At 73.7% G+C, this 21,829-nt stretch carries 17 protein-coding genes; 7 read left to right on the top strand and 10 right to left on the bottom strand.

All coding sequences use genetic code 11. The features are described 5' to 3' along the window. Nucleotides 1-171: 171 nt before the first annotated feature. The 5 genes from manA to ACIGFK_RS38095 all read right to left on the bottom strand — a co-directional run bounded on the left by manA (nt 172) and on the right by ACIGFK_RS38095 (nt 4,862). The gene (gene manA, locus ACIGFK_RS38115) at nt 172-1,329 is read right to left on the bottom strand and encodes a mannose-6-phosphate isomerase, class I (RefSeq protein ID WP_386469903.1); all 1,158 of its coding nucleotides are present in this window, start codon (nt 1,327-1,329) and stop codon (nt 172-174) included. A gap of 39 nt (nt 1,330-1,368) precedes the next feature. Beyond that, nucleotides 1,369-2,502, bottom strand: coding sequence for an SIS domain-containing protein (locus ACIGFK_RS38110; protein WP_400055515.1), 1,134 nt, complete (start codon nt 2,500-2,502; stop codon nt 1,369-1,371). A 62-nt stretch (nt 2,503-2,564) separates the two neighbouring features. Beyond that, nucleotides 2,565-2,750 carry a Trm112 family protein gene (locus tag ACIGFK_RS38105; protein WP_376658899.1) on the bottom strand — a complete coding sequence of 62 codons (186 nt, stop codon included), beginning with the start codon at nt 2,748-2,750 and terminating at the stop codon, nt 2,565-2,567. A 266-nt stretch (nt 2,751-3,016) separates the two neighbouring features. Further along, nucleotides 3,017-4,387 carry a phosphomannomutase/phosphoglucomutase gene (locus tag ACIGFK_RS38100; RefSeq protein WP_376658898.1) on the bottom strand — a complete coding sequence of 457 codons (1,371 nt, stop codon included), beginning with the start codon at nt 4,385-4,387 and terminating at the stop codon, nt 3,017-3,019. A 91-nt stretch (nt 4,388-4,478) separates the two neighbouring features. Beyond that, nucleotides 4,479-4,862 carry a DUF3499 domain-containing protein gene (locus ACIGFK_RS38095; protein WP_376658897.1) on the bottom strand — a complete coding sequence of 128 codons (384 nt, stop codon included), beginning with the start codon at nt 4,860-4,862 and terminating at the stop codon, nt 4,479-4,481. Between the two features lie 90 nt (nt 4,863-4,952). On the opposite strand from ACIGFK_RS38095, the gene ACIGFK_RS38090 reads away from it, so the two are divergent. Next, nucleotides 4,953-5,432, top strand: a complete 480-nt coding sequence (locus ACIGFK_RS38090; RefSeq protein ID WP_400055514.1) for a metallopeptidase family protein — start codon at nt 4,953-4,955, stop codon at nt 5,430-5,432. Nucleotides 5,433-5,481: 49 nt separating this feature from the next. Here the strand turns inward: ACIGFK_RS38090 and ACIGFK_RS38085 are convergent, their stop codons facing one another. The 3 genes from ACIGFK_RS38085 to ACIGFK_RS38075 all read right to left on the bottom strand — a co-directional run bounded on the left by ACIGFK_RS38085 (nt 5,482) and on the right by ACIGFK_RS38075 (nt 11,187). Next, nucleotides 5,482-6,972, bottom strand: coding sequence for a DUF5719 family protein (locus ACIGFK_RS38085; protein WP_376658895.1), 1,491 nt, complete (start codon nt 6,970-6,972; stop codon nt 5,482-5,484). After that, nucleotides 6,969-10,604 (bottom strand): glycosyltransferase, encoded by a 3,636-nt coding sequence (locus tag ACIGFK_RS38080; RefSeq protein ID WP_400055512.1) that lies wholly within the window; start codon nt 10,602-10,604, stop codon nt 6,969-6,971. The genes ACIGFK_RS38085 and ACIGFK_RS38080 overlap by 4 nt, the downstream gene beginning before the upstream one ends. A gap of 319 nt (nt 10,605-10,923) precedes the next feature. Further along, the gene (locus ACIGFK_RS38075) at nt 10,924-11,187 is read right to left on the bottom strand and encodes a WhiB family transcriptional regulator (RefSeq protein ID WP_003983763.1); all 264 of its coding nucleotides are present in this window, start codon (nt 11,185-11,187) and stop codon (nt 10,924-10,926) included. A 646-nt stretch (nt 11,188-11,833) separates the two neighbouring features. On the opposite strand from ACIGFK_RS38075, the gene ACIGFK_RS38070 reads away from it, so the two are divergent. From ACIGFK_RS38070 to ACIGFK_RS38060, 3 genes are read left to right on the top strand one after another with little or no spacing between them, the layout of a single operon-like run. Next, nucleotides 11,834-12,361 carry a cysteine dioxygenase family protein gene (locus ACIGFK_RS38070; protein WP_376658893.1) on the top strand — a complete coding sequence of 176 codons (528 nt, stop codon included), beginning with the start codon at nt 11,834-11,836 and terminating at the stop codon, nt 12,359-12,361. A 28-nt stretch (nt 12,362-12,389) separates the two neighbouring features. Next, on the top strand, nt 12,390-13,349 hold the full coding sequence (cofD, locus tag ACIGFK_RS38065; protein ID WP_400055510.1) for a 2-phospho-L-lactate transferase: 960 nt from the start codon (nt 12,390-12,392) through the stop codon (nt 13,347-13,349). Further along, nucleotides 13,346-14,641, top strand: coding sequence for a coenzyme F420-0:L-glutamate ligase (locus tag ACIGFK_RS38060; RefSeq protein WP_400055508.1), 1,296 nt, complete (start codon nt 13,346-13,348; stop codon nt 14,639-14,641). The genes cofD and ACIGFK_RS38060 overlap by 4 nt, the downstream gene beginning before the upstream one ends. 9 nt (nt 14,642-14,650) lie before the next feature. On the opposite strand, the gene ACIGFK_RS38055 is transcribed toward ACIGFK_RS38060, so the two are convergent. Beyond that, a complete protein-coding gene (locus ACIGFK_RS38055) occupies nt 14,651-15,661 on the bottom strand; it encodes a DNA-3-methyladenine glycosylase family protein (protein ID WP_386469890.1) in 1,011 nt (336 codons plus the stop codon). Between the two features lie 425 nt (nt 15,662-16,086). Next, nucleotides 16,087-17,502 carry a peptidoglycan recognition protein gene (locus tag ACIGFK_RS38050; protein WP_376658889.1) on the bottom strand — a complete coding sequence of 472 codons (1,416 nt, stop codon included), beginning with the start codon at nt 17,500-17,502 and terminating at the stop codon, nt 16,087-16,089. Nucleotides 17,503-17,641: 139 nt separating this feature from the next. Here ACIGFK_RS38050 and ACIGFK_RS38045 point away from each other — a divergent pair, with 139 nt between their 5' ends. From ACIGFK_RS38045 to ACIGFK_RS38035, 3 genes are all read left to right on the top strand, one after another. Then, nucleotides 17,642-18,391, top strand: coding sequence for a TIGR03089 family protein (locus ACIGFK_RS38045; RefSeq protein ID WP_386469889.1), 750 nt, complete (start codon nt 17,642-17,644; stop codon nt 18,389-18,391). A 164-nt stretch (nt 18,392-18,555) separates the two neighbouring features. After that, entirely contained in the window at nt 18,556-19,830 is a 1,275-nt protein-coding gene (locus tag ACIGFK_RS38040; protein WP_376658887.1) for an LCP family protein, read from the top strand. A 223-nt stretch (nt 19,831-20,053) separates the two neighbouring features. After that, nucleotides 20,054-21,784, top strand: a complete 1,731-nt coding sequence (locus tag ACIGFK_RS38035) for an LCP family protein (protein ID WP_376658886.1) — start codon at nt 20,054-20,056, stop codon at nt 21,782-21,784. Nucleotides 21,785-21,829 lie beyond the last annotated feature (45 nt).

Here is a 21,829-nt window from a genome sequence, read left to right as displayed (position 1 = left end):
AGCAGAGGCCCACAGTTCAGCGGACTGCCGCAGGCGCTGCACCGGCAAGCCGGTGGTCAGAACCTCACGCGGTTGACTCACACTGGCCGTCTTCTCGGCCGCCGACGATCGTACCGGACCGGCAGGCTCGCGAAGTGGGAACGCCTCATGGCCGCCGGTGCGGACGCTGCGTCAGACCTTCACGGTGGCACGGAAAACCGTGCCGGTTCCGGACAGTTCCACCTTTTCGCCCGCCGGCACGAAGACCGACTCCCCCGGGGCCAGGGCCAGTTCGCCGGCCCGCGGCGAGCCCGCGGTGCAGAGCAGGATCTGCGGGGCGCCCTCCGGGAGCACGCGGGAGACGCCGCCGGGCGCGAGCACGAAGCGGGAGAGCCGGAACTCCTCGATGGGGGCCTCGTAGACCTCTTCGCCGTTGCCCTCCGGGCGCAGCACGTGCGGGTCGCCCGGCTCGAAGTTCGTGATCTTCAGCAGTTCGGGTACGTCCACGTGTTTGGGGGTGAGTCCGGCGCGCAGCACGTTGTCCGAGTTGGCGAGCAGCTCGACCCCGAGGCCGTCGATGTAGGCGTGCGGGACGCCCGCGCCGAGGAACACCGCCTCGCCGGGCTGGAGTCGGAAGTGGTTGAGCAGCATGGCCGCGACGACTCCCGGATCGCCCGGGAAGTGGTGGACGAGGGAGGCGTACGGGGCGTAGCGGCCGCCGAGCCGGTCCGCGGCGGTCTCGACCTCGGCGACGGTGCGGGCCATCTCGGCCCGGTCCGCGGCCAGTACGGCGGTGAGCACCTCGCGCAGGGCCGCTTCCTCGGGGTGGGCGTGCAGCAGGTCCACGTACGGCTTGAGGCTGTCCACGCCGAGGCCGTCGATGAGCTCGGCGGCCTCCAGTGGCGGGCGGAAGCCGCAGAACCCGTCGAACGGGGTGAGCGCGCACAGCATTTCGGGCTTGTGGCTGGGGTCCTTGTAGTTGCGGTGGGCGGCATCGATCGGGACCCCGCGGCGCTCCTCGTCCTCGAACCCGGCCTTGGCCTGGGCGAGGTCGGGGTGGACCTGGAGGGAGAGGGGCGCACCCGCGGCGAGGACCTTGAGGAGGAAGGGCAGCCTCGGGCCGAACCTGGCGACGGTGGCAGCGCCCAGCTCGCCCTCCGGGTCGGCGGCGATGACGTCCGAGAGGGGCCGTTCGCCGTCCCCCCGGTCGATGCGGGAGGGCGCGCCGGGGTGGGCCCCCATCCACAGCTCGGCCTGTGGCTCACCGGTGGGGTCGACTCCGAGGAGCCGGGGGATGGCGGTCGTCGATCCCCAGGCGTAGGGGCGGATCGTGTTGGTCAGGCGGTCCATCGTCGTCTTCCTGGATAGAGCCGGGCACCGTGGCGCGTCTCAGCTGTGTCCCCCGGATGCCAGCGCCAGGTAGGCGGTGGCGAAATCCGTGACGGCGAGGAGTTCGGCGAGCTGTTCCAGCTCGACTCCCTCCTCGGGTTCGAGCTCGCTGACCGCCGTGTCGTGGCTGAGGGCGAGCTCGCGTGCGGCGGGGGCGGCGGAGAGGCCGCCGGTCGGCCGGTCACGCAGCAGGACGACCCGGGCGCGAAGAGCCTGCGGCTCCTCGACCCGGTCACGGAAGAAATCATCGGGATCGGCGCCTGCGGCGAACGCGCCGGCGAGCAGGACACCATGGGCGGGCAGTGCTTCCGGGAGCGCGGCGGACAGTGCGGGGCGTCCGGCGAGCTCGGCGAGGGTTGCGGCGAAACGGCGGCCCGCGGGGCCGGCTCCGGCGCCTTCGCTCCAGATGAGCGGGAGGGAGTCGGCCAGCTCCGCGGCGAGCGTCTTGGCCGGGTTGGAGTACGTGGCGATCGCGGGCCCGCACCGCTCCGCGGTCCGGTCGAGCCGGTCGGCGACGAGCTGCAGCGTGTCCGGGGCGGCCGTGATCAGCCCGACCTTGTCGAGGAGCAGCAGCAGCGGCGTGAGCAGGGCCCACAGTGCGCCGGGGCCCGCCGCGGCGGACTCGTCGTACTCCTGGTACGGGGCCTTGGCCATCGGTACGAGCAGCCCGTGCGCGCCTTCCACCGCCTCGCTCAGCGGTGAGCGCTCGGGGGCGACGGCGACGACGGTGCAGCCGCGCCGGTAGGCCTGGTCGGCGAGGACGCCCAGCCCGGGCTCGGTGCCGTCGGTGGTGGCGATGAGCAGCAGGTCGACGGAGCCGGCCCAGCCGGGCAGGGACCAGCGCAGGGCGCCCGCGGCGTGCGCGACGCCGGTCGGGTCCAGCCGGATCACGGGCGCGGAGGCTCCGGCGAGGGCGCCCAGCAGGTCGGCGACGCCGGTTGCGGCGGTGCCGGGGCCTGCGATCAGGACCGCGCGGGGGCGGCCGTCGGGGCGGAGATCGCCGAGACCGGCCTCGGTCGCGTGCCGGGCCGCGGTGCGGACCCGGGCGCCGGCCTCGGCCGCGCCGCGGAGCAGGCCCCTGCGGTCTGCGCGGGCGAGATCCTCCGGTGCGTCGAGGAGCGACTCGTCGAGCATGGCGGCCTCCTGCGGTGTGGGCGCGGGTGGGGTCAGGCGCTGGCCCTCGGGCCGGCCTTCTTTCAGGCGGGGCGGCGGGCCTCGTCGACGAGGAGGACCGGGATGCCGTCACGGACGGGGTAGGCGAGGCCGCAGTCCTGACCGGTGCAGATCAGCTCGGGGGCCGTTTCGTCCGCCGACTCGTCCTGGAGGGGGGAGTGGCAGGCGGGGCAGGCGAGGATCTCCAGAAGACCGGCTTCGAGCGGCATGTGGTGCGTTCCCTTCGGGCATGCGGATGGTTGTGCGGTCGGGCGAGGTCAGCGTACCGCCGAGTCACCTCCGGTGCGGCCCGGAGCGCGCGGGGGCGGGCCGCCACGTCCGGGGTGCGGCGGCCGTTGCCTGGCGCTGCCCCGGGGAACCCGGCTCCGCCGGGCACCGGGCTCCGCCCGGACCCCGCGCCTCGAACGCCGGCGGGGCTGGATTTGCCCCCGCCGGTGCCTTGGAGGCACGGGGCGGTGTTGCCGGGCTGAAGCGGTCAGGCGCGGATCAGGGCGAGGACTTCGTCGCGGATCTTGACGAGGGTCGCTTCGTCGCGGGCTTCCACGTTCAGGCGGAGGAGGGGCTCCGTGTTGGAGGCGCGGACGTTGAACCACCAGTCCGCCTCCGACACGGTGAGGCCGTCCAGCTCGTCGAGGGTGACGCCCTCGCGGCCGCCGTAGGTCTCCTTGACCGCGGCCAGGCGGTCGGCCTGGTCGGCGACGGTGGAGTTGATCTCGCCGGAGCCCTCGTAGCGGTCGTAGGAGGCCACCAGGGCGGACAGCGGGCCGTCCTGGCCGCCGAGGGCCGCCAGGACGTGGAGCGCGGCGAGCATGCCGGTGTCCGCGTTCCAGAAGTCCTTGAAGTAGTAGTGCGCGGAGTGCTCGCCGCCGAAGATGGCGCCGGTCTTGGCCATCTCCTCCTTGATGAAGGAGTGGCCGACGCGGGTGCGGACGGGGGTGCCGCCGTTCTCGCGGACGACCTCGGGGACGGACCAGGAGGTGATCAGGTTGTGGATCACCGTGCCGGTGCCGCCGTTGCGCGCCAGCTCGCGGGCCGCGACCAGGGCGGTGATCGCGGACGGGGAGACGCCCTGGCCGCGCTCGTCGACGATGAAGCAGCGGTCGGCGTCGCCGTCGAAGGCGATGCCGAGGTCGGCGCCCTCGGCGAGGACGCGGGCCTGGAGGTCCACGATGTTCTTCGGGTCGAGGGGGTTGGCCTCGTGGTTCGGGAAGGTCCCGTCCAGCTCGAAGTACATCGGGACGAGGTCCAGCGGGAGGCCCTCGAAGACGGTCGGGACGGTGTGGCCGCCCATGCCGTTGCCCGCGTCGACGACGACCTTGAGCGGACGGATCGCGCTCAGGTCGACGAGGCTGCGCAGGTGGTCGGCGTAGCCGGGCAGGGAGTCCTGCTCGGTGACGGTGCCGGGGGCGGTGCCCTCCGCGACGGCGGGGACGCCCTCGTCGGTCCACTTCTCGACCAGCTCGCGGATCTGCGAGAGGCCGGTGTCCTGGCCGACCGGGGCGGCGCCGGCACGGCACATCTTGATGCCGTTGTACTGGGCCGGGTTGTGCGAGGCCGTGAACATGGCGCCGGGCAGGTTCAGGGAACCGGAGGCGTAGTACAGCTGGTCGGTGGAGCACAGCCCGATCAGGGTGACGTCCACGCCGCGGGCGGCCGCGCCGCGCGCGAAGGCGGCCGACAGGCCCGGGGAGGAGGGGCGCATGTCATGGCCGATCACGATCGCCGTGGCACCCGTGACCTCGACGAACGCGGCACCGAACAGTTCCGCCAGGGGCTCGTCCCACTCGTCCGGTACGACGCCGCGTACGTCGTACGCCTTGACGATGTTCGAAAAGTCTGCGGCCACTGCCTGCCCTCCTGAAGGTCCTGTGCGGTCGGGCCAACCTACCTTGAAGCAGGAGACGCCGGTCAGATGGCCGCAGCCGGATGATCAGGCGTCAGGAATCGGGCGATCTCAGGACGCGCAGGTGTCCGCGACGCGTCTCCCCGGTGGCGGGGCCGCCGTTCTGGCCCTGCCCGGAGCCCCCGGCCCCGGCCGCGCGCTCCGGCGGGCGGGCGGCTTCGCGGACGGCGTTCGCGAGGGCTTCGAGGTCGTCGCCGCTGGGACGCGACGGCGCGGAGCTGTCGGACAGGCGGACGACGTCCCAGCCGCGCGGCGCGGTAAGGCGTTCCGAGTGCTCGGCACACAGGTCGTAACAGTGGGGCTCGGCATAGGTGGCGAGCGGGCCGAGAACTGCGGTCGAATCGGCGTAGACGTACGTCAGTGTCGCGACGGCAGGGCGGCCGCACGCGGTGCGCGAACAGCGACGTACAAGGCTCACGACGTTGGACGGTACCGCACTCTTGACCGGGCCGCGACGACTCTGCCGCCGCTCACTCCCCCGTGTCGCCCCGAGGGCTACCCTGCGGGGGTGACGGACAGCACCCTTCCTCCCCCTCCCGCAGACCCGCCCGCCGAGGTCCCGGCCGAGCCGCGCGTGCGCCGCCGGGACCGGCACGGACGCGGGATGCGGGGGCCGCTGGCGCCGCCGCAGGTGCCGCTGTCGGCGAGCCGGGCGGAGTTGTTCGGGGACCTCGTACGGGATTCCGTGGAGCGGCTGGAGCGGCGCTGGCCGCAGCTGGCCGAGGTGGAGTTCCTGGTCGCCGACGTCCCGGGGCCGCCGGGCGGTCCGGACGGGGGCTGGAACGACGAGGCGGTGCCGCTGGGCGCGCTGTCGGAGCCGACGGGCGGCAGGCCGGCCCGGATCGTGGTGTTCCGGCGGCCGGTGGAGATCCGTACGAAGACCCGGGACGAGAAGGCGCTGCTGGTCCACGAGATCGTGGTGGAGCAGGTGGCGGAGCTGTTGGGGCTGTCGCCGGAGACCGTCGATCCGCGCTACGGGCAGGACTGACCGGGCCCCGGCCAGTCTCATCTGCGGCCCGGGTGAGGCCGGCGCTGGGTCACCTCGTCAGGACCGACAGGTCCTGGGCGGCGTTGGGGACCGAGACCGTGGAGCGGTCGTCCGTGAAGGTCTGGACGGTGAACATCGCGATGCCCTCCTGCGGCAGCGACAGGGTGCGGGCCGCGTGGACCGGCCCGCCCGAGAGGGTCTCGACGGTCAGCGCGTAGGAGCCCTTGCCGCCGGCCGGGGCCAGGGTGAGCGTCTGCGTGGTGCCCGCCTTGACGGTGACCTCCTTGGAGGCGGGCTCGCCCCCGCCGGTGCCGGGCGAGGCCGTCACCTTGACCTTGGCGTCGGCGCCCGGGGCCGTCAGCGACAGCAGGGTCGTGTTCTCCTCGGGCCGGTTGTCGGCCACGGTCGCCCGGGCCCCGACGGGGCCCGCGGCCGGTACGAAGCCCAGTTCCTGCTTGGCGCCGCTGCCGCGGACCACGCGGACCGCGGCGACCACCGGGGCGGTCTTCTTGGCGTCCGCCGGGGTCAGCAGCAGCGAGCCGGGCTCGCCGCGGGTCAGGTCGGCCAGATCGGCGGAGGCGGTCATGCCCGCCTTGACGTGCAGCTGCTCGTTGCCCGCCGGGCTGATGGACCCGCCCGGAGCGGCGAGGCGCAGCTTGAGGTCCGCGTCCTGTTCGCCGGGTACGAAGGCGACCAGCCGTACGGAGGTGGCGTCCGCGGGGATGCCCGGCAGCACCAGGGAGCCCGCCGGGTCGGTGGAGGCGGGGAGCCAGTCGGCGCCCACGCCCTCCTCGGCGACCTGCACGGTGGCGCCGACGCGGCCCGCCCGGGTGGTGACGTGGGCGGTGGCGTCCGCGAGCTGGACGCCGGGGACGAGGGTGGCGAGGGAGACGGTCCTGGTGGACTTGGGGTCGACGCGGATGCTCTCGCCGATGCCCGCCTCGGATTTGGCGAGCCCGTCCGGGCCGAACAGCTTGATGTCGACGGTGGCGGCGGCGTCGTCCGGGTTGGTGAGGTGGACGAAGTCCTCGCGGCCCTTGGCGGTGCTGACCGCGGGGAACCAGAAGTCGGTGCCGGGCGCGGTGCAGGCGGTGCCGAGGACGCCGCGGGCCCGGCCGACCGAGACCTTGGTGGTCAGCTGCGCCGTCCAGCCGGGGGCGAGCGCGCCCTCGGCGCTGCCCGTCAGTGCGGGTGCCTCCGCCCCGGTGGCGGTGGCCCCGACGGGCTTGCCGGGCTCCTTGGGCTCCAGTACGGGCTTGGCGTCCTTGGTGGCGCCGAGCAGCCGGGCGGCGCCCTTGCCGTCCCCGGAGGCCTTGGCGGCGGCGGGGGTGAAGGCCGTGTAGGTGGTGTCGGCGATGTCGGAGGAGCTGGGTGCCGGGCACACCAGCAGGGACCGCTCGACCGGCATCCGGGCGGCGGCCGCCGCCTTGCCGTCGGCGGCCTTCCCGCCGGGGTCGGGCGCGGTGAGGGAGGCGATGCCGGTGAGGGCGGCGAGGGCCGCGGTCACGGCCGCGAGCGTCAGGGGTGCGCGCTGCTTCACTGCTGGGGGCTCCCGTCAGGACGCGGGTCGTGCTGTGCGTGGGGGTCGTGCTGCCGGAAGGCGTCGAACGGCTCGTACGGCTGCTCGTACGGCTGCTGCTCGTACTGGTGGGGGTACTGCTGCGGCTGGGGCTGCTGCGGGTACGGGTCGTCGTAGGCCTGCTGGGGCTGCTGCTGGTGCTGGTCGTACGCCGGGTAGGGCTCGTACTGCTGCTGTTCGTACGCGTAGCCGCTCTGGTCGCCGTACGCCTGGTACGCGTACGCGTCCTCGCCGTACACCGGCTGCGCGGGGATCTCCGCGTACGGGTCGGCGACGGCCGCCGCCTCCGCCGGTGCGGGCGCCTGCTCCGCCCCGGCGCGCAGGCGGCGGGCGCGGCGGCCCTCGCCCGCGGACTCGGAGGCGGGGGCCTCCTCCTCCGGGAGGTCGTCGTCGAGGCTGGCCCGGCGGCCCGGCAGCGCCATCACGAGGAGCACCAGCGCGAGCAGGCCCTGCGCCCAGTGCCAGGCGGTCCGCACGATCGAGGTCTCGTGGACGAGGTCGAGCCGGCCCCCTCCGGCGGGGAGCTCGAAGCCCTGCGCCCAGCCGTCGACGGTCTTGGCCTCGAGGGGCTTGCCGTCGAGGGTGGCCCGCCAGCCCGCGTCGGCGCGGTCGGCGATGCGCAGCACGCGGCCCGCCTCGCCCGCGGGGATCTTGGCGCCGTGGGCCTCCACGGGGCCCGCGGCGACCGGGATCGGGGCCTCGCCCTGCTTGGCGGAGACGATGACGGCGCGGGGCAGCCAGGGCTCGACGCCCCAGAGCGCGGTGCCGTCCTGCTGGTGGCGCCGGCTCAGGCCGGGGGTGGCGTCGAGGACGCGGCGGATCTCTTCGGGGCCGCCGGGGCGGAACATGACGAAGCGGATGGCGTAGGCGCTGAGCTGGCTGGACTGGTCGGCGCCGGAGCCGGCGACGAGGTTGGAGACCACCTTGTCCAGGCGCCGGTCACCACCGCTCGCGCTGGTGATCTCGGCGTCGCCGAGCCGTCCGCCGGGCCCGCGCACGAGGCTGTAGGAGACCCTCTTGGAGGCGTCGAGGCCGAGGACGAGGGTGCGGGTCTGGTTGTCGTCCCCGCCGGCGTCGGCGACGAAGGCCGGGACCTGCACCGGGTCGCGGCGCTCCAGCGGGCCGTCGGCGCCGGCGACCATCCAGGTGGCCGCGGCGAAGAGCGGGCCCGCGGCGGCCGCCAGCGCGATGAGCGCGGCCAGGGGCTGGCGCCAGCCGAAGCTGCGGGCGGCGACGCGCTCCCGGGCGCCGTCCGCGCCGACCGCGGCGGCGCCGAGGAGCGCGAGTCCGTACACGAGGGTGGCCGGTCCGGCCCAGCCGCTCCGGTTGAGCAGGACCGCCAGGGCCAGGGCGGCCAGGGCGGTGGCCCAGGCGGTGCGGACGGCGAACCGCCGGTCGGTGCGCAGCAGGGCGGCGAGCGCGGCGAGGACGAGGCCGATCAGGAGCAGGCCGGTGCCGGTGCCGGGGCCGCCGGGGCTGATGCCGAGGAGGTCGAGGCCGCCCGCGGAGCCGGCTCCGTACGGCAGTCCGGCCTCGTCGAGGAGGCGGCCGGGGTGCAGGAACAGGCCCAGCGACCAGGGGGCGAGGACCAGGACCGGGACGGCGAGGGTGGCGAGCAGGCGGGGTCCGTACGTCTTCCACTGCGCCCGGCGCAGTGCCAGCGCGGCGGTGCCGAGGACGGCGGCGAGCGGCCAGACGACGGGGGTGAAGGCGGTGGCCAGCGTCAGGAGCAGGGTGTACGTCCACACCGCGCGCCAGGTGCTGCGCCGCTCGGGGTCGTCGGCCTTGTCGGGGGCCTCCCCCAGGGCGAAGGCGGAGACGGCGGAGCGGGCGATGAGCGGCAGCAGGACGGCGAGCAGGGCCGTGCCGAGGCGGCCGCCGGCGAGGGCTCCGGTGACGGCGGGCAGGAAGGCGTAGGCGACGGCGGCCCAGGCCCGCAGCAGCCGGGACTCGACGAGCGGGCGGGAGGCGAAGTAGGCGCTGAGGCCGGCCAGCGGGACGGATCCGACGAGCAGCAGCGTCAGGGCGGCCTGGGTGGATCCGAACATCAGGGTGGCGAGGCCGCCGAGGACGGCGAGGTAGGGGGGCGCCGAGCCGGTGGTGCCGGTCCCCACGGGCTGCCAGCCGGCGGTGTAGGCCCGCCAGAGGTCGGCGCCGGTGTCGGGGGCGGGCAGCAGGGCGCCGCCCATCAGGGAGCCGCCGCCGATCAGTGCGCGACACGCGGCGAGGGAGACGAGCAGGAGGACGGCGAAGAGGGCTGGGGCCGGATTGCGGGCGATCCGCTTGAGGCGCGCGAACCGCTCTTCGGCCACCGGGTAGTCGCCGTCCTCGCCGGGGGCGGTCAGGATGCTGCCGCCGCCGTGCCGGCCGGCGGGGGCGGAGTCGGAGTCGCGGGCGTCGCCGAAGTAGCCGGCGAGCTGTTCGGCGTTGGCCCGCAGGGAGGCGCCGGGCGGCGGGAAGAGCGGGCGCAGGTCGGCCGCGGGGACGACGGGCCGGCGGCGGCGCGCCCGTGCGGCGAGGATCCGGCCGGGGCGGAGCAGGGTGGCGAGGAGGCCGGTGATCTCGTCGACGGCCTGTCCGGGGGCCTTGCCGACGAGGTAGGCGAGGGTGCGCAGGGCGGTGCCGAGGAGCACGCGGAGCAGGACGTACGGCAGGGCGCGGCCGGAGCAGTTGGCGAGCATCGTGTAGACGCCGCCGGCCTTGTCCACGCGGTGCGGGCTGGCGCTCGTACGGCCGGCGCAGTCGACGGTGCGGCGCTCGCGGGCGGCGGCCTCGGCGTGGCGCATGACGGCGTCGGGGGCGACGAGGACGGTGTGTCCGGCGCTCTGGGCGCGCCAGCACAGGTCGGCGTCGTCGCGCATGAGGGGCAGGCGGCGGTCGAAGCCGCCGAGGGCGTCGTAGACGTCGCGGCGCACGAGCATGCCGGCGGTGGAGACGGAGAGGACGGGGCGGACCTGGTCGTGCTGGCCCTGGTCCTGTTCGCGCCGGTCGAGTCCGGTCCAGCGGCGGCCGCTGCGGGCGATGGTGACGCCGGCTTCGAGCAGCTGCTTCTTGTCGTACCAGCCGCGCAGCTTGGGTCCGATGACGGCGGCGTCGGGGTTGTCGTCGGCGACGCGGAGCAGTTCGGCGAGGGCGTCCGGCTCGGGGGCGCTGTCGTCGTGGAGCAGCCAGAGCCATTGGACGGGTTCGCCGTGCGGGAGTTCGGGGAGGTCGTAGTGGTCGTCGCGCCAGGTGCGGCTGACGGGGTCCCAGCCGCTGGGGCGCTTGAGGTACGGCAGGTCCTCGGGCGTGAGGGTGCCGGCGCTGCGGGCGGATTCGTCGACGGCGGCGCCGAATCCGGTGCGGCGGGCGAGGTGCAGGACGCGGTCGTCGCCGAAGGCCTCGGTGAGGAGCCGCGCGGACTCGTCGGCGCTACCGGTGTCGGCGGCGACGTGGTTCTGCGCGGGACGTTCCTGGCCGAGCAGGCCGGCGAGGGTCCGGGGCAGCCAGCGGGCGCCGTCGTGGGCGACGAGGACCGCGGTGACGACGTGCCGGGGGAACTCGGGGGTGGCGGGGGCCTGGTGGGAGGCCGCCGACTGGCTGTGCAGGGACATCGCGGTACGGGCCCTCCGGCCGGGGGTCCGGGGGTGGTGTGCCCTCGGAGGCTGCTGGACAGCGCCCCACCCTAACGGCTGGCAAAGCGACGGTCCGCCTCCTGCGGGGAAGGTGCGGGAGGCGGACCGTGTGCGGTGCTCTTGCCGTGCCGGGTGCCGTGTCGGCCGTGCGGTCGACATGCCGTGCGGTACGTCGTGCGATATGTCAGGTGATGCGTGGAAGGTGCCGGTCGGGCGGCTCTTCCGGGCCCTGGGACCGGTGGTCGGACCGGTGGTCGGGCGGGTCGTGGCGGGCAGGTGGCCGGATGTCGCCGGACGGCTAGACGGCGGCCTTTTTCAGACGGCGCCGCTCACGCTCGGACAGACCGCCCCAGATGCCGAATCGCTCGTCGTTGGCGAGGGCGTACTCAAGGCATTCGGAGCGGACCTCACAGGCCAGGCAGACCTTCTTGGCCTCGCGGGTGGAGCCGCCCTTCTCGGGAAAGAAGGATTCGGGGTCGGTCTGGGCGCACAAAGCGCGCTCCTGCCATCCGAGCTCCTCGTCCGCCTCCTCGACCAGCAGTTCCTGAAACAGCTCGGTCATGTGCGCCCCTCGCTCTGTCTGTGCGTCCCCGTGGTCATGTCGTCACTGATCGCTACGTAACGACACGAGTGAAATTACAAGTGTGGTGCTCCGAAGCAGTCAAGCCGAGATCTGCTATTGGGCCCCTTATTCACTCTGCGGAACCAAGCCTATGCAGAAAGTGTTCATATCGCCAAAAATCGTGACACATGCCACAGGCGTCACGTGATGCCCGTCTTCACCCGTAATCGACGTGTCACTCACCGGCATGGTTGCGATCCGGCCAAAGAAGCGGCGTAGATCACAGTCCGGTCACGAGATCCCACGTCCTGGTTTAGACGCACCAGGTTTGGGCCCGGCACAGCGCCACATCCCCTGCCGCCGACTGCACAAACCTTTCTCCGCGCACGGTAACCGGATGAGGTGAAACTTTTGCCTCATTCCGGACATTGGGTTGACAGTCCGACCTCTGACCCGGTCTCCTTGTTCGCATGTCAGCGCCCGCAGCCACCACCCGGACCCCCATTCGTGGGCTCCTGTGGGCTGCCCAGGTTCGCTGTCGCTGTTGCAGCTGTTGATGCCCCAGGAGCGTCCGCTCCCTCCGAGCTCCGGCCACCCCCACAGCGACCGCCAGCACCACTGACATCCGTCGAGGACTCCCCCCACGATGAACAGCACCGTCACCGCCACCACCCCCGCGGCCACCGTCGAGAGCGACCTCCAGATCGCCGGCGACATCCTCGCCGTCCAGCACCTCCTCCAGCCCGCCCGCGAACACCCGGCCACCGTCGCCGAGTTCGTCGGCCTCGCCCGTTCCATCGCCGAGGACCGCGACTCCTGGGCGCACCTCGTCCAGTACGACGCGACCACGCGCTGGTACCACCGGCTGCGCACCGGCCCCGGCTACGAGGTCTGGCTGCTGAGCTGGGTCCCCGGCCAGGGCAGCGGCCTGCACGACCACGGCGCCTCCTCCGGCGTGCTGACCGTCCTGGAGGGCGAGCTCACCGAGCACACCGCCCGCGGCCCGCTCACCCACGGCCCCGGCGCACAGCGCGTCCTCGCCCCCGGCCAGGCCCACGACGTCGTCAACGACACCCTCGACGGCGCGGTCAGCCTGCACGTCTACTTCCCCGGGCTCACCGAGATGCCGATGCACCACTGCTCCCCCGCGGAAACCGAGTCCGTACACGCCTGACCTCGATCGGCCTGACAAACTGCGGTCCATGCGCATTGTTGTTCTGGCCGGCGGTATAGGCGGCGCCCGGTTCCTCCGCGGACTCAAGTCGGCAGTCCCCGACGCGGACATCACGGTCATCGGCAACACCGGTGACGACATTCACCTGTTCGGGCTCAAGGTGTGCCCCGATCTGGACACGGTGATGTACACCCTCGGCGGTGGCATCAACGAGGACCAGGGCTGGGGCCGTACCGGCGAGTCCTTCACCGTCAAGGAGGAACTCGCGGCCTACGGGGTCGGACCCACCTGGTTCGGCCTCGGCGACCGCGACTTCGCCACGCACATCGTCCGTACGCAGATGATCGGCGCCGGCTACCCCCTGAGCGCCGTCACCGAGGCCCTCTGCGACCGCTGGCAGCCCGGAGTGCGCCTGCTGCCCATGACCGACGACCGGGTCGAGACCCACGTCGCGATCACCGACGCCGAAACGGGCGAGCGCCGCGTCGTCCACTTCCAGGAGTACTGGGTCCGGCTGCGCGCCTCGGTCGACGCGGAGGCCGTCGTCCCCGTCGGGGCCGAACAGGCCAAGCCCGCGCCCGGCGTGCTCGAGGCCATCGCCGCAGCCGACGTGATCCTCTTCCCGCCGTCCAACCCGGTGGTCTCGGTCGGCACGATCCTCGCCGTCCCCGGCATCCGGGAGGCCGTGGCCTCCGCCCCCGCCCCCGTCGTGGGCCTCTCCCCCATCGTCGGGGGCGCGCCCGTGCGCGGAATGGCCGACAAGGTACTGGCCGCGGTCGGCGTCGAGTCCACGGCCGCCGCCGTCGCCCTGCACTACGGGGCCGGGCTGCTCGACGGCTGGCTCGTGGACTCCGCCGATACCGACGCGGTCGCCGGGGTGGAGGCCGCCGGGATCACCTGCCGCGCGGTGCCGCTGATGATGACCGACCTGGAGGCCACCGCGGAGATGGCCCGCGCCGCGCTGGAGCTGGCCGAGGCCTCCCGGTGACGGCCCCCTCGTACGAGGTCCGCGCCGTCGCCGGGATCCCGGAGGTCGGGCCCGGCGACGACCTGGCGGAGCTGATCGCGGCGGCCGCCCCGGACCTGCGGGACGGGGACGTCCTGCTCGTCACCTCGAAGATCGTCTCCAAGTCCGAGGGCCGCATCGTGGAGGCGGACTCCCGCGAGGATGCGATAGACGCGGAGACCGTACGGGTCGTGGCGCGCCGCGGCACCCTGCGCATCGTCGAGAACCGGCAGGGCCTGGTGATGGCCGCGGCCGGGGTCGACGCCTCCAACACGGCCCCCGGAACCGTGCTGCTGCTCCCCGAGGACCCGGACGCCTCGGCCGCCGCGATCCGCGCGGGGATCCGCGACGCCCTCTCCGTGGACGTGGGCGTCGTCGTGACGGACACCTTCGGACGGCCGTGGCGGGCCGGGCTCACGGACGTCGCGATCGGCTCGGCCGGCGTACGGGTCCTGGACGACCTGCGCGGGGGCACCGACGCCCACGGCAATCCGCTGAGCGCGACGGTGGTCGCGACGGCGGACGAGCTGGCCGCCGCGGGCGACCTCGTCAAGGGCAAGGCGGCCGGCCTCCCGGTGGCCGTCGTCCGCGGGCTGGGCCACGTACTGGGCGAGGGCTCCTCGGCCCGGGACCTGGTGCGCCCCCCGGCCGACGACATGTTCCGCCTGGGCACCTCCGAGGCCGTACGGGAAGCCGTGACCCAGCGCCGGACGGTGCGGGCCTTCACCGACGAGCCGGTGGACCCGGGCGCGGTCCGCCGCGCCGTGGCCGCAGCGGTGACCGCCCCGGCTCCGCACCACACCACGCCGTGGCGGTTCGTACTGCTGGAGTCCGCGGAGTCCCGGCTCGAACTGCTGGACGCGATGCGGGACGCGTGGATCGCGGACCTGCGCCGGGACGGCAAGTCCGAGGAGTCCATCGCCAAGCGGGTCCGGCGCGGGGACGTCCTGCGCAAGGCCCCCTACCTGGTGGTGCCGTGCCTGGTGACGGACGGCGCGCACGACTACGGGCACGCGCGGCGGGACGCGGCCGAGCGGGAGATGTTCGTCGTCGCGATGGGCGCGGGCGTGCAGAACCTGCTGGTCGCGCTGGCCGGGGAGCGGCTGGGGTCGGCGTGGGTGTCCTCGACGATGTTCTGCCGGGACGTGGTGCGCAAGGTGCTGGGGCTGCCGGAGGACTGGGACCCGATGGGAGCGGTGGCCGTCGGCCACGCCGCGGCGCCCCCGGCGGTGCGGGCCGGCCGGGACCCGGAGGACTTCATCGAGGTCCGCTGAGGGCGGCTGCTACAGCCGCCCGATGTCGCCGCGGGGCATCTTCGGGGTGCGGCGGGGCGGGGTGTGCCCCGCGAGGAGGATCAGGCGGGCCGCGCGGTGGCGCTGGCCCGCGTACGGGGCGAGGAGCTCCAGCATGACGGCGTCGTCGGCGTCGCGGTCGCCCGCGAGGGCGTAGCCGACGATGCCGGGGAGGTGGAGGTCGCCGGTGGTGACGGCGTCGGGATCGCCGTTGCTGCGCTGGAGCGTCTCGGCAGAGGTCCAGGGGCCGATGCCCGGGACGGCCTCCAGCCGGGCGGCGGCCTGCGGGAGCTCCATGGCGGCGGCCTCCTCCAGGCGGGGCGCGACGCGGGTGGCGCGCAGGACGGTCGAGGAGCGCTTCTGGTCGACCCCGGCCCTGTGCCAGTCCCAGGAGGGGATCCGGGCCCAGATGCGGGCGGGCGGCATGACGTACAGGTCCAGCGCCGCCACGGCCTGCGGGCCGGGGGCGGGCTCGCCGTACTGCCGTACGAGGCGGCGCCAGGCGCGGTAGGCCTCGTCGGTGGTGACCTTCTGCTCCAGGATCACCGGGATCAGCGACTCCAGGACCATGCCGGTGCGGGTCAGGCGCAGGCCCGGGCGGCGGCGGTGGCTGGCGTGCACGAGGCGGTGCCGGGGGACGAACGCGGCCGGGTCGTCGCCGGCGCCGAGGAGCGCGGGCAGCTGTTCGAGCATCCAGTCGGCGCCGGGGCCCCAGGCCTCGGCGTGGATCGCTCCGTCCGCTGCCGCGACCCTGAGGGTGGCGGGGCCCTGCGGGGTCTGGGCGCCCTTCCAGACGGAGCCGTCGGGGGTGGTGCGGAAGGTGGGGTCGGCGGGGCCGCGCCTGAGGGGGCCGAGGGTGAGGCCGAGGTCCACGGGTCCCTCGGGGGTCCACACCCGGGCCTTGGCCGCCCCGGACCCCACCGTCCGGCCCTGCCCTGCGGGGACGTGGGTGCGGCCGCCGCGGACGGCGGTGCGGGTGAGGGGGTCGAAGCGGCCGGCCATGCCTCTGAGCGTAGCCCGCCGCACCGCCGGGGTCGGTCCCCCGCAGCCCGCGCTGACCCCGCCGGGGCCGGGCGCTGTCCCTGCGGGGTCGGGGTGGTGCTGGCGCGTCCCGCGGCCCGCGCTGACCCCGCCGGGGCCGGGTGTGCGGCGGGGTGCCCCCGCAGGGCGTCGAACGCAACCGCCCTCCGCCCTCCGCCCTCCGGCCCCGTGGAAACGTCCGACGGCCGAGGAGGTGCCCCGCCGCGCGCCCGGCCCCGGCGGCCCCTGTGCGTGCGGGCCGCTGCGCGGGGCCTTCCCCCACCCCGCCCCTTCCCGGCGTACCGAATCTGCGGCTCCGCCGCGTGGGGGGCTCCGCCCCCAGACCCCGGTCCTCAAACGCCGGACGGGCTGGAGGGTGCGGCGGGGCTGCGGTCGACCGCCGGGGGCTACGGGCGGCCCTGGAGTTTGGCCGAGGTTGTGCGGGTCGGGGGGAGTTGGTCGTACAGCCGCTTGCCCGGGCATTCCGTGGCGAAGCCGTCCCGGTGGCCCGAGATGACGTTCAGCCTGACCGACTGGCCCTTCGGGAAGCGGTTGCCGCCGCCGGACTTCAGGGTCGTCTTCGCCCGCGGGTCCGCGCCGAAGAGGCCCAGCTTCCAGGCCGTGAGGCCGGCCACCGCGTCGAGGGCGGCCTTCGGCGGGCTCGTGGAGGTGAACGTGCCGATGACGGCGATGCCCATGCTGTCGGTGTTGAAGCCCATGGTGTGCGCGCCCATCACCGGCTTGGACACCCCGCCCGCGCGGCCCTCGTACACCGTGCCGCACTTGTCGACGGCGAAGTTGTAGCCGATGTCGCGCCAGCCGCTGCTGACCACGTGGTAGCGGTACAGGCTGCGCAGCACCGCCGGAGCGTCCTTGCAGGCGTAGTTGTTGCCGGAGGCGCTGTGGTGGACGAAGGCCGCCTTGACGGTGTTCGTGTAGACGAAGCCGGGCTCGCGCAGGCTCTCGTCCGCTCCCCATCCCCTGCGGGTGACGATCCGCGGGCGCGGGCCGACGTAGGCCGCGGCGGCCTCGGACAGGTCGCCGTCGCTGGCGAAGACCGCGTCGGCGGTGGAGTCGGCCTTGTTCAGGGCGGAGATCTCGTTCGCGCCGAGCGGGGCGTGCGGGACGTTCGCGGCGGAGGACTCGGCCATCTCCATCGTCATGCCCGGCACCACCACCTCGCCCTTGTCGTCGCCGGCGGGGCGGCCGTTCTTGCCGTCGGGGCCCGTGCCGGGTGCGGACAGGCCCGGGTCGACCAGTTCGATGCGCAGGCCCGAGGGCAGCCGGGCGCCGGGGGCGCGGGTGGTGGTCCCGGCGCCCGGTTCCGCCTGGACGCGCACCTCCACGCCGTCGGACTCGCCGACCCACAGGGGGGCGGTGGCGCCGCGGATGCGGCCGGATCCGCGCTCGACCGCGTCGGGGTCGGCGGCGTGTTCGCCGTTGTGGGTCTCGACGTCCTGCCAGTCGGACCAGGCAGCGGTGGCCGTGGAGCGGGTGCGGACCTGGACCCGGCCGTGGAGCTGGGTGGTGACGTCGTCCCACACGACGCCGACCAGCGAGAACGTCTTGACGTCGCGTGCGGCCAGGCCACGGGTCTCGGGGAGGCGGGGCGAGGCGCTCATGCCGGGGACACCGGGGCTGCGGTCCGAGGCGGCCGGCCCGATGGGCGCGAGCGGCAGCGACTGGGTGGACCCGGCGGGGGTGACGGGTGCGGCGGCCGCGTCCGGGGACACGGCCGCCAGGGCCGGAGTGGGGAGCACGAGGGGCAGGGCCAGGGCGGCTGCCGTCGCGACGCCGATCGAGGAAGCAAGGAATCCACGCATGAAAAGGATGTTGGGCACGCTCACCATCCGGCGCCATCCGAGAACTGACGCCCCGTCCGATGGGGCTCGTACGGCACTCCCTCGTACGGTGGATCGGGGAACGGCCGTACGGGGGAAGGCCCCGCGTACGCTTCGGTGCGTGAACTCCACTGACCGCACCCCTGCCGACCTGCTGCGATCTGCGCTCGCCGCCGATCCGGGCCGCCCGCTCGTCACGTTCTACGACGACGCCACGGGCGAGCGCGTCGAATTGTCCGTGGCCACCTTCGCCAATTGGGTGGCCAAGACCTCGAATCTGCTCCAGGGCGACCTGGGCGCCGAGCCCGGCGACCGCCTGGCGCTGCTGCTCCCGGCGCACTGGCAGAGCGCCGTGTGGCTGCTCGCCTGTGCGTCGGTCGGTGTCGTCGCCGAGGTCGGGGGCGATCCGGCCGGCGCCGACCTGGTGGTGAGCGGGCCCGACTCGCTGGAGGAGGCGCGGGCCTGTTCCGGCGAGCGCGTGGCCCTGGCGCTGCGGCCGCTGGGCGGGAGGTTCCCGCAGCCGCCGGCCGGGTTCGCCGACTACGCGGTGGAGGTGCCGGGGCAGGGCGACCGGTTCGCGCCGTTCGCCCCCGTCGACGCGGACGGCCCGGGCCTGGTCGTCGGCGGCGAGGAGCTCTCGTACGCGGAGCTGACCGCGCGGGCCCGCGAGGACGCGGTGAAGCTCGGCCTCGGTACGGGTTCGCGGGTGCTGACCGGGCTCGGCTACGACACCTGGGACGGGCTGTCGGCCGGGCTGTACGCGGCGCTGGCCTCGGGCGGGTCCGTGGTGCTGTGCCGGAACCTGGACCGGCTGTCCGAGCAGGCGCTGGCCCAGCGGGTCGAGAGCGAGCGCGTCACCCACACGCTGTAGGCCGTCACCCGCAGGGCGGGACGGCGGCCCCGGGCGATCTGTCACCCACATGGCCCTAGACACGCCCCTGCCCCCAGGCTGCCGAGGCGGCCCGGGGGCAGGATCGGCAGTGGCCGTGCTCACCCGTACGGCTGGTTGTCGCAACGGCGAGGGGACGGACGCCCGTGACGGACAGCGCAGGCATACCGGGCGGGACCGGAGCTTCCGGGAACGGCCCGGAGGCTCCGCAGGGCCGGGGTGCGGGCCGCGGCCCGGGCCGCGGTCGCAGGCGCCGGCTGCTCCGCTGGGCGGGTCTCGGGCTGGTGCTCCTGGTGCTGGCGGGCACGGCCACCGGCTGGTGGCTCTACAACAAGCTCGACGGGAACATCACCGAGGACACCTCGGCCGCCGCCGAGCTGCGGCGCTACGAGCGCGAGCGTCCGGCGCACCTGACGACCGGCTCCCAGAACATCCTGCTGATCGGCTCCGACTCGCGCTCGGGCAAGGACAACGCCCGCTACGGACAGGACCAGGGCACCCAGCGCTCGGACACCACGATCCTGCTGCACCTGCCCGCGGACCGGAAGAGCGCGACCGCGGTGTCGATACCCCGGGACCTGATGACGGACATCCCCGCCTGCCTGACGGCGGACGGCACCCGCACCAGTGAGCAGTTCGCGCAGTTCAACTGGGCCTTCCAATGGGGCGGGGCCGCCTGCACGATCCGTACGGTGGAGAAGCTGACCGGGATCCGCGTCGACCACCACATGGTGATCGACTTCGGCGGGTTCAAGCAGATGGTCGACGCGATCGGCGGGGTGGAGGTCTGCCTCAAGCGCCCGATGGACGACGCCGAGGCCCATCTGAAGCTGCCCGCCGGGCGGCAGACCCTGCGGGGCGAGAAGGCGCTCGGCTACGTCAGGGCCCGCTACAGCCTGGGCAACGGCAGCGACACGGAACGGATGGAGCGGCAGCAGCAGTTCCTCGGCTCGCTGGTCAAGAAGGTGCAGAGCAACGGGGTCCTGCTCAATCCGGCCCGGCTGTACCCGCTGCTGGACGCGGCGACCTCCTCGGTGACCACGGACCCGGGGCTGGCCTCGCTCCGCGGACTGTACGAACTCGTACGGGGCGTACGGGACATACCGACCGATCAGGTCAAGTTCCTGACCGTGCCCCGCCGTCCGTACGCGGCCGATCCGAACCGGGACGAGCTCATCCAGACGGACGCCGCCCGGCTGTTCCAGCAGCTGCGCGCGGACCAGCCGGTGACGATCACCCCTCCGAAGCCGGAGGCCACGGCGGGCACCGGGGACGGGACCGGGAGCAGGGACGGGAACGAGCCTGCGGATGCCGCCGGAAGCCGGTCGGCCACGGAGCCGGCCGACGAGGGAACCGGGGCCGCGCCCACACCCGTCCCCACCTTCACGGGGACGACGGCGGGCACCGCCGACTGCCGGTAAAGCAATCCCAAAAGCCGGTGACCGAACCGAGCGGGATGGGGTTTTCGCCCCGTTATAAGGGCAGTGGAATTCATCACCAGCATGGTTTGCAGTCGAACCTGACGGATAAGGTGAGCGATCCGGTGCCCCGGCCGGACCAGAGGCCGGGCACCTGCAGCCGGACGTTGACCGGGCGCCTTGGGGGAGGCGCCTCGCGAGGCACCGACGGAGGATTCGAGCAACCGTGGATGCGCAAAGCCGTGGGCGGGCCGACGAGATCGACCCCGCAGACCAGTGGGTACTGAACCCCCGCACCGGCCACTACGAACTGCGACCGGGCGACTCCGCACCGCAGCAGCGGACCGGAATCTCCGCCCCCCGCAGATCCCGCACGGCCCCGGCACGCCCCGAGCCCGGCACCTCCCCCTCGGTACCGCAGCCCCGGCGCGGCGACGCTCCCCCCGGGGGCCGGCGCGGCGGCCGCTCCCGCAAGGGAGGCGGCGGAGGCGCTCGCCGCAAGAAGGCCCTGCTCATCACGAGCGGGACGCTGGCGCTGCTGCTGGTCGGCGGCGCCACGGCGGGCTACCTGTACTACAACCACCTGAACGGCAACCTCAACGTCACCGACATCGCGGGTGCCGGCACGGGCGGCTTCAAGAAGGACCAGGCGATCAACATCCTGGTCATCGGCACCGACAAGCGCAGCGGCGCCGGCAACGAGGGCTACGGGGACAAGGACAGCGTCGGCCACGCCGACACCACGATCCTGTTCCACATCGCCAAGGACCGCAGCAACGCCACCGCGCTGTCCATCCCGCGCGACCTGATCACCGACATCCCGAACTGCCCGACGAAGCAGCCCGACGGGACGACCAAGGAGATCCGCGGCACGAAGGGCACGCGCTTCAACACCAGCCTGGGCCAGGAGGGCCGCGACGCGGGCTGCACGATGCGCACGGTGAAGGACCTCACCGGCATAGAGGTCGACAACTTCATGATGGTCGACTTCAACGCCGTGAAGACGCTGAGCACGGCGGTCGGCGGGGTGCCCGTCTGCGTGGAGAAGGCCGTCGACGACAAGGACTCCAAGCTGAAGCTCGACAAGGGCGAGCACCGGCTGCAGGGCGAGGAGGCGCTGGCCTTCGTACGGACCCGGCACGCCTTCGGCAACGAGAGCGACCTGGACCGCATCAAGACCCAGCAGCAGTTCCTCGGCTCGATGATGCGCGAGATGAAGTCGAAGGAAACGCTGACCAGTCCGAAGAAGTTCTTCTCCCTCGCGGAGGCGGCCACCAAGTCGCTGACCGTGGACCAGGGTTTGGGGTCCATCAAGAAACTCACCGACCTCGCGGGCGAGTTGAAGGACATCGACCTCAAGAACATCACCTTCACCACCCTGCCCGTGCTGGACAACCCGGCCGAGAAGGTCAAGGCGACCGTCGTCGTCAACCCGGCCCTGGCCGACCCGTTGTTGCAGATGATCCGGGGGGACGTCTCGCTCACCGAGGTCGAGAAGAAGGAGCAGGCCTCGAAGGAGGCCGCCGACGCGGAGGCGAAGGCCAAGCAGGACGCACTGCTCCAAGGGAACCGGTCGACCGCCGGTGACATCAGAGTGGATGTGTACAACGGTGGCGGACCCAAGGGCGCAGCGTCCACGACGCTGAACTGGCTGCAGAACACGAAGGGCGTGGTCAAGGCGAGCAACGTGGGCAACGCGCCCGCGAAGGTCGGCGCCACGCAGTTGGAGTACGCCCCCAACCAGGCCGACCAGGCCCGGGCGCTGGCGGACATGATGGGGCTGCCCGCCACCGCCATGAAGATGGGCACGGCCGACGCGTCCGCCAGGACGCCGATGAAGCTGACCCTGGGGCCGGACTTCCAGCAGCCGGGCGCACCGCTGGCGCCCGCCGCTCCGCAGCAGCTGCCGGAAGACGTGCAGCAGGCACAGGCCGACAAGGCCGTCTGCGCCAAATAGCGGGCGGTAGCAGGTAGTACCGGCACAACGCCGAGCAATCAGGAT

Source organism: Streptomyces sp. NPDC085524, assembly GCF_044541755.1.
GTDB lineage: Bacteria > Actinomycetota > Actinomycetes > Streptomycetales > Streptomycetaceae > Streptomyces.
This window is presented reverse-complemented; position numbering and strand designations above follow the sequence as displayed.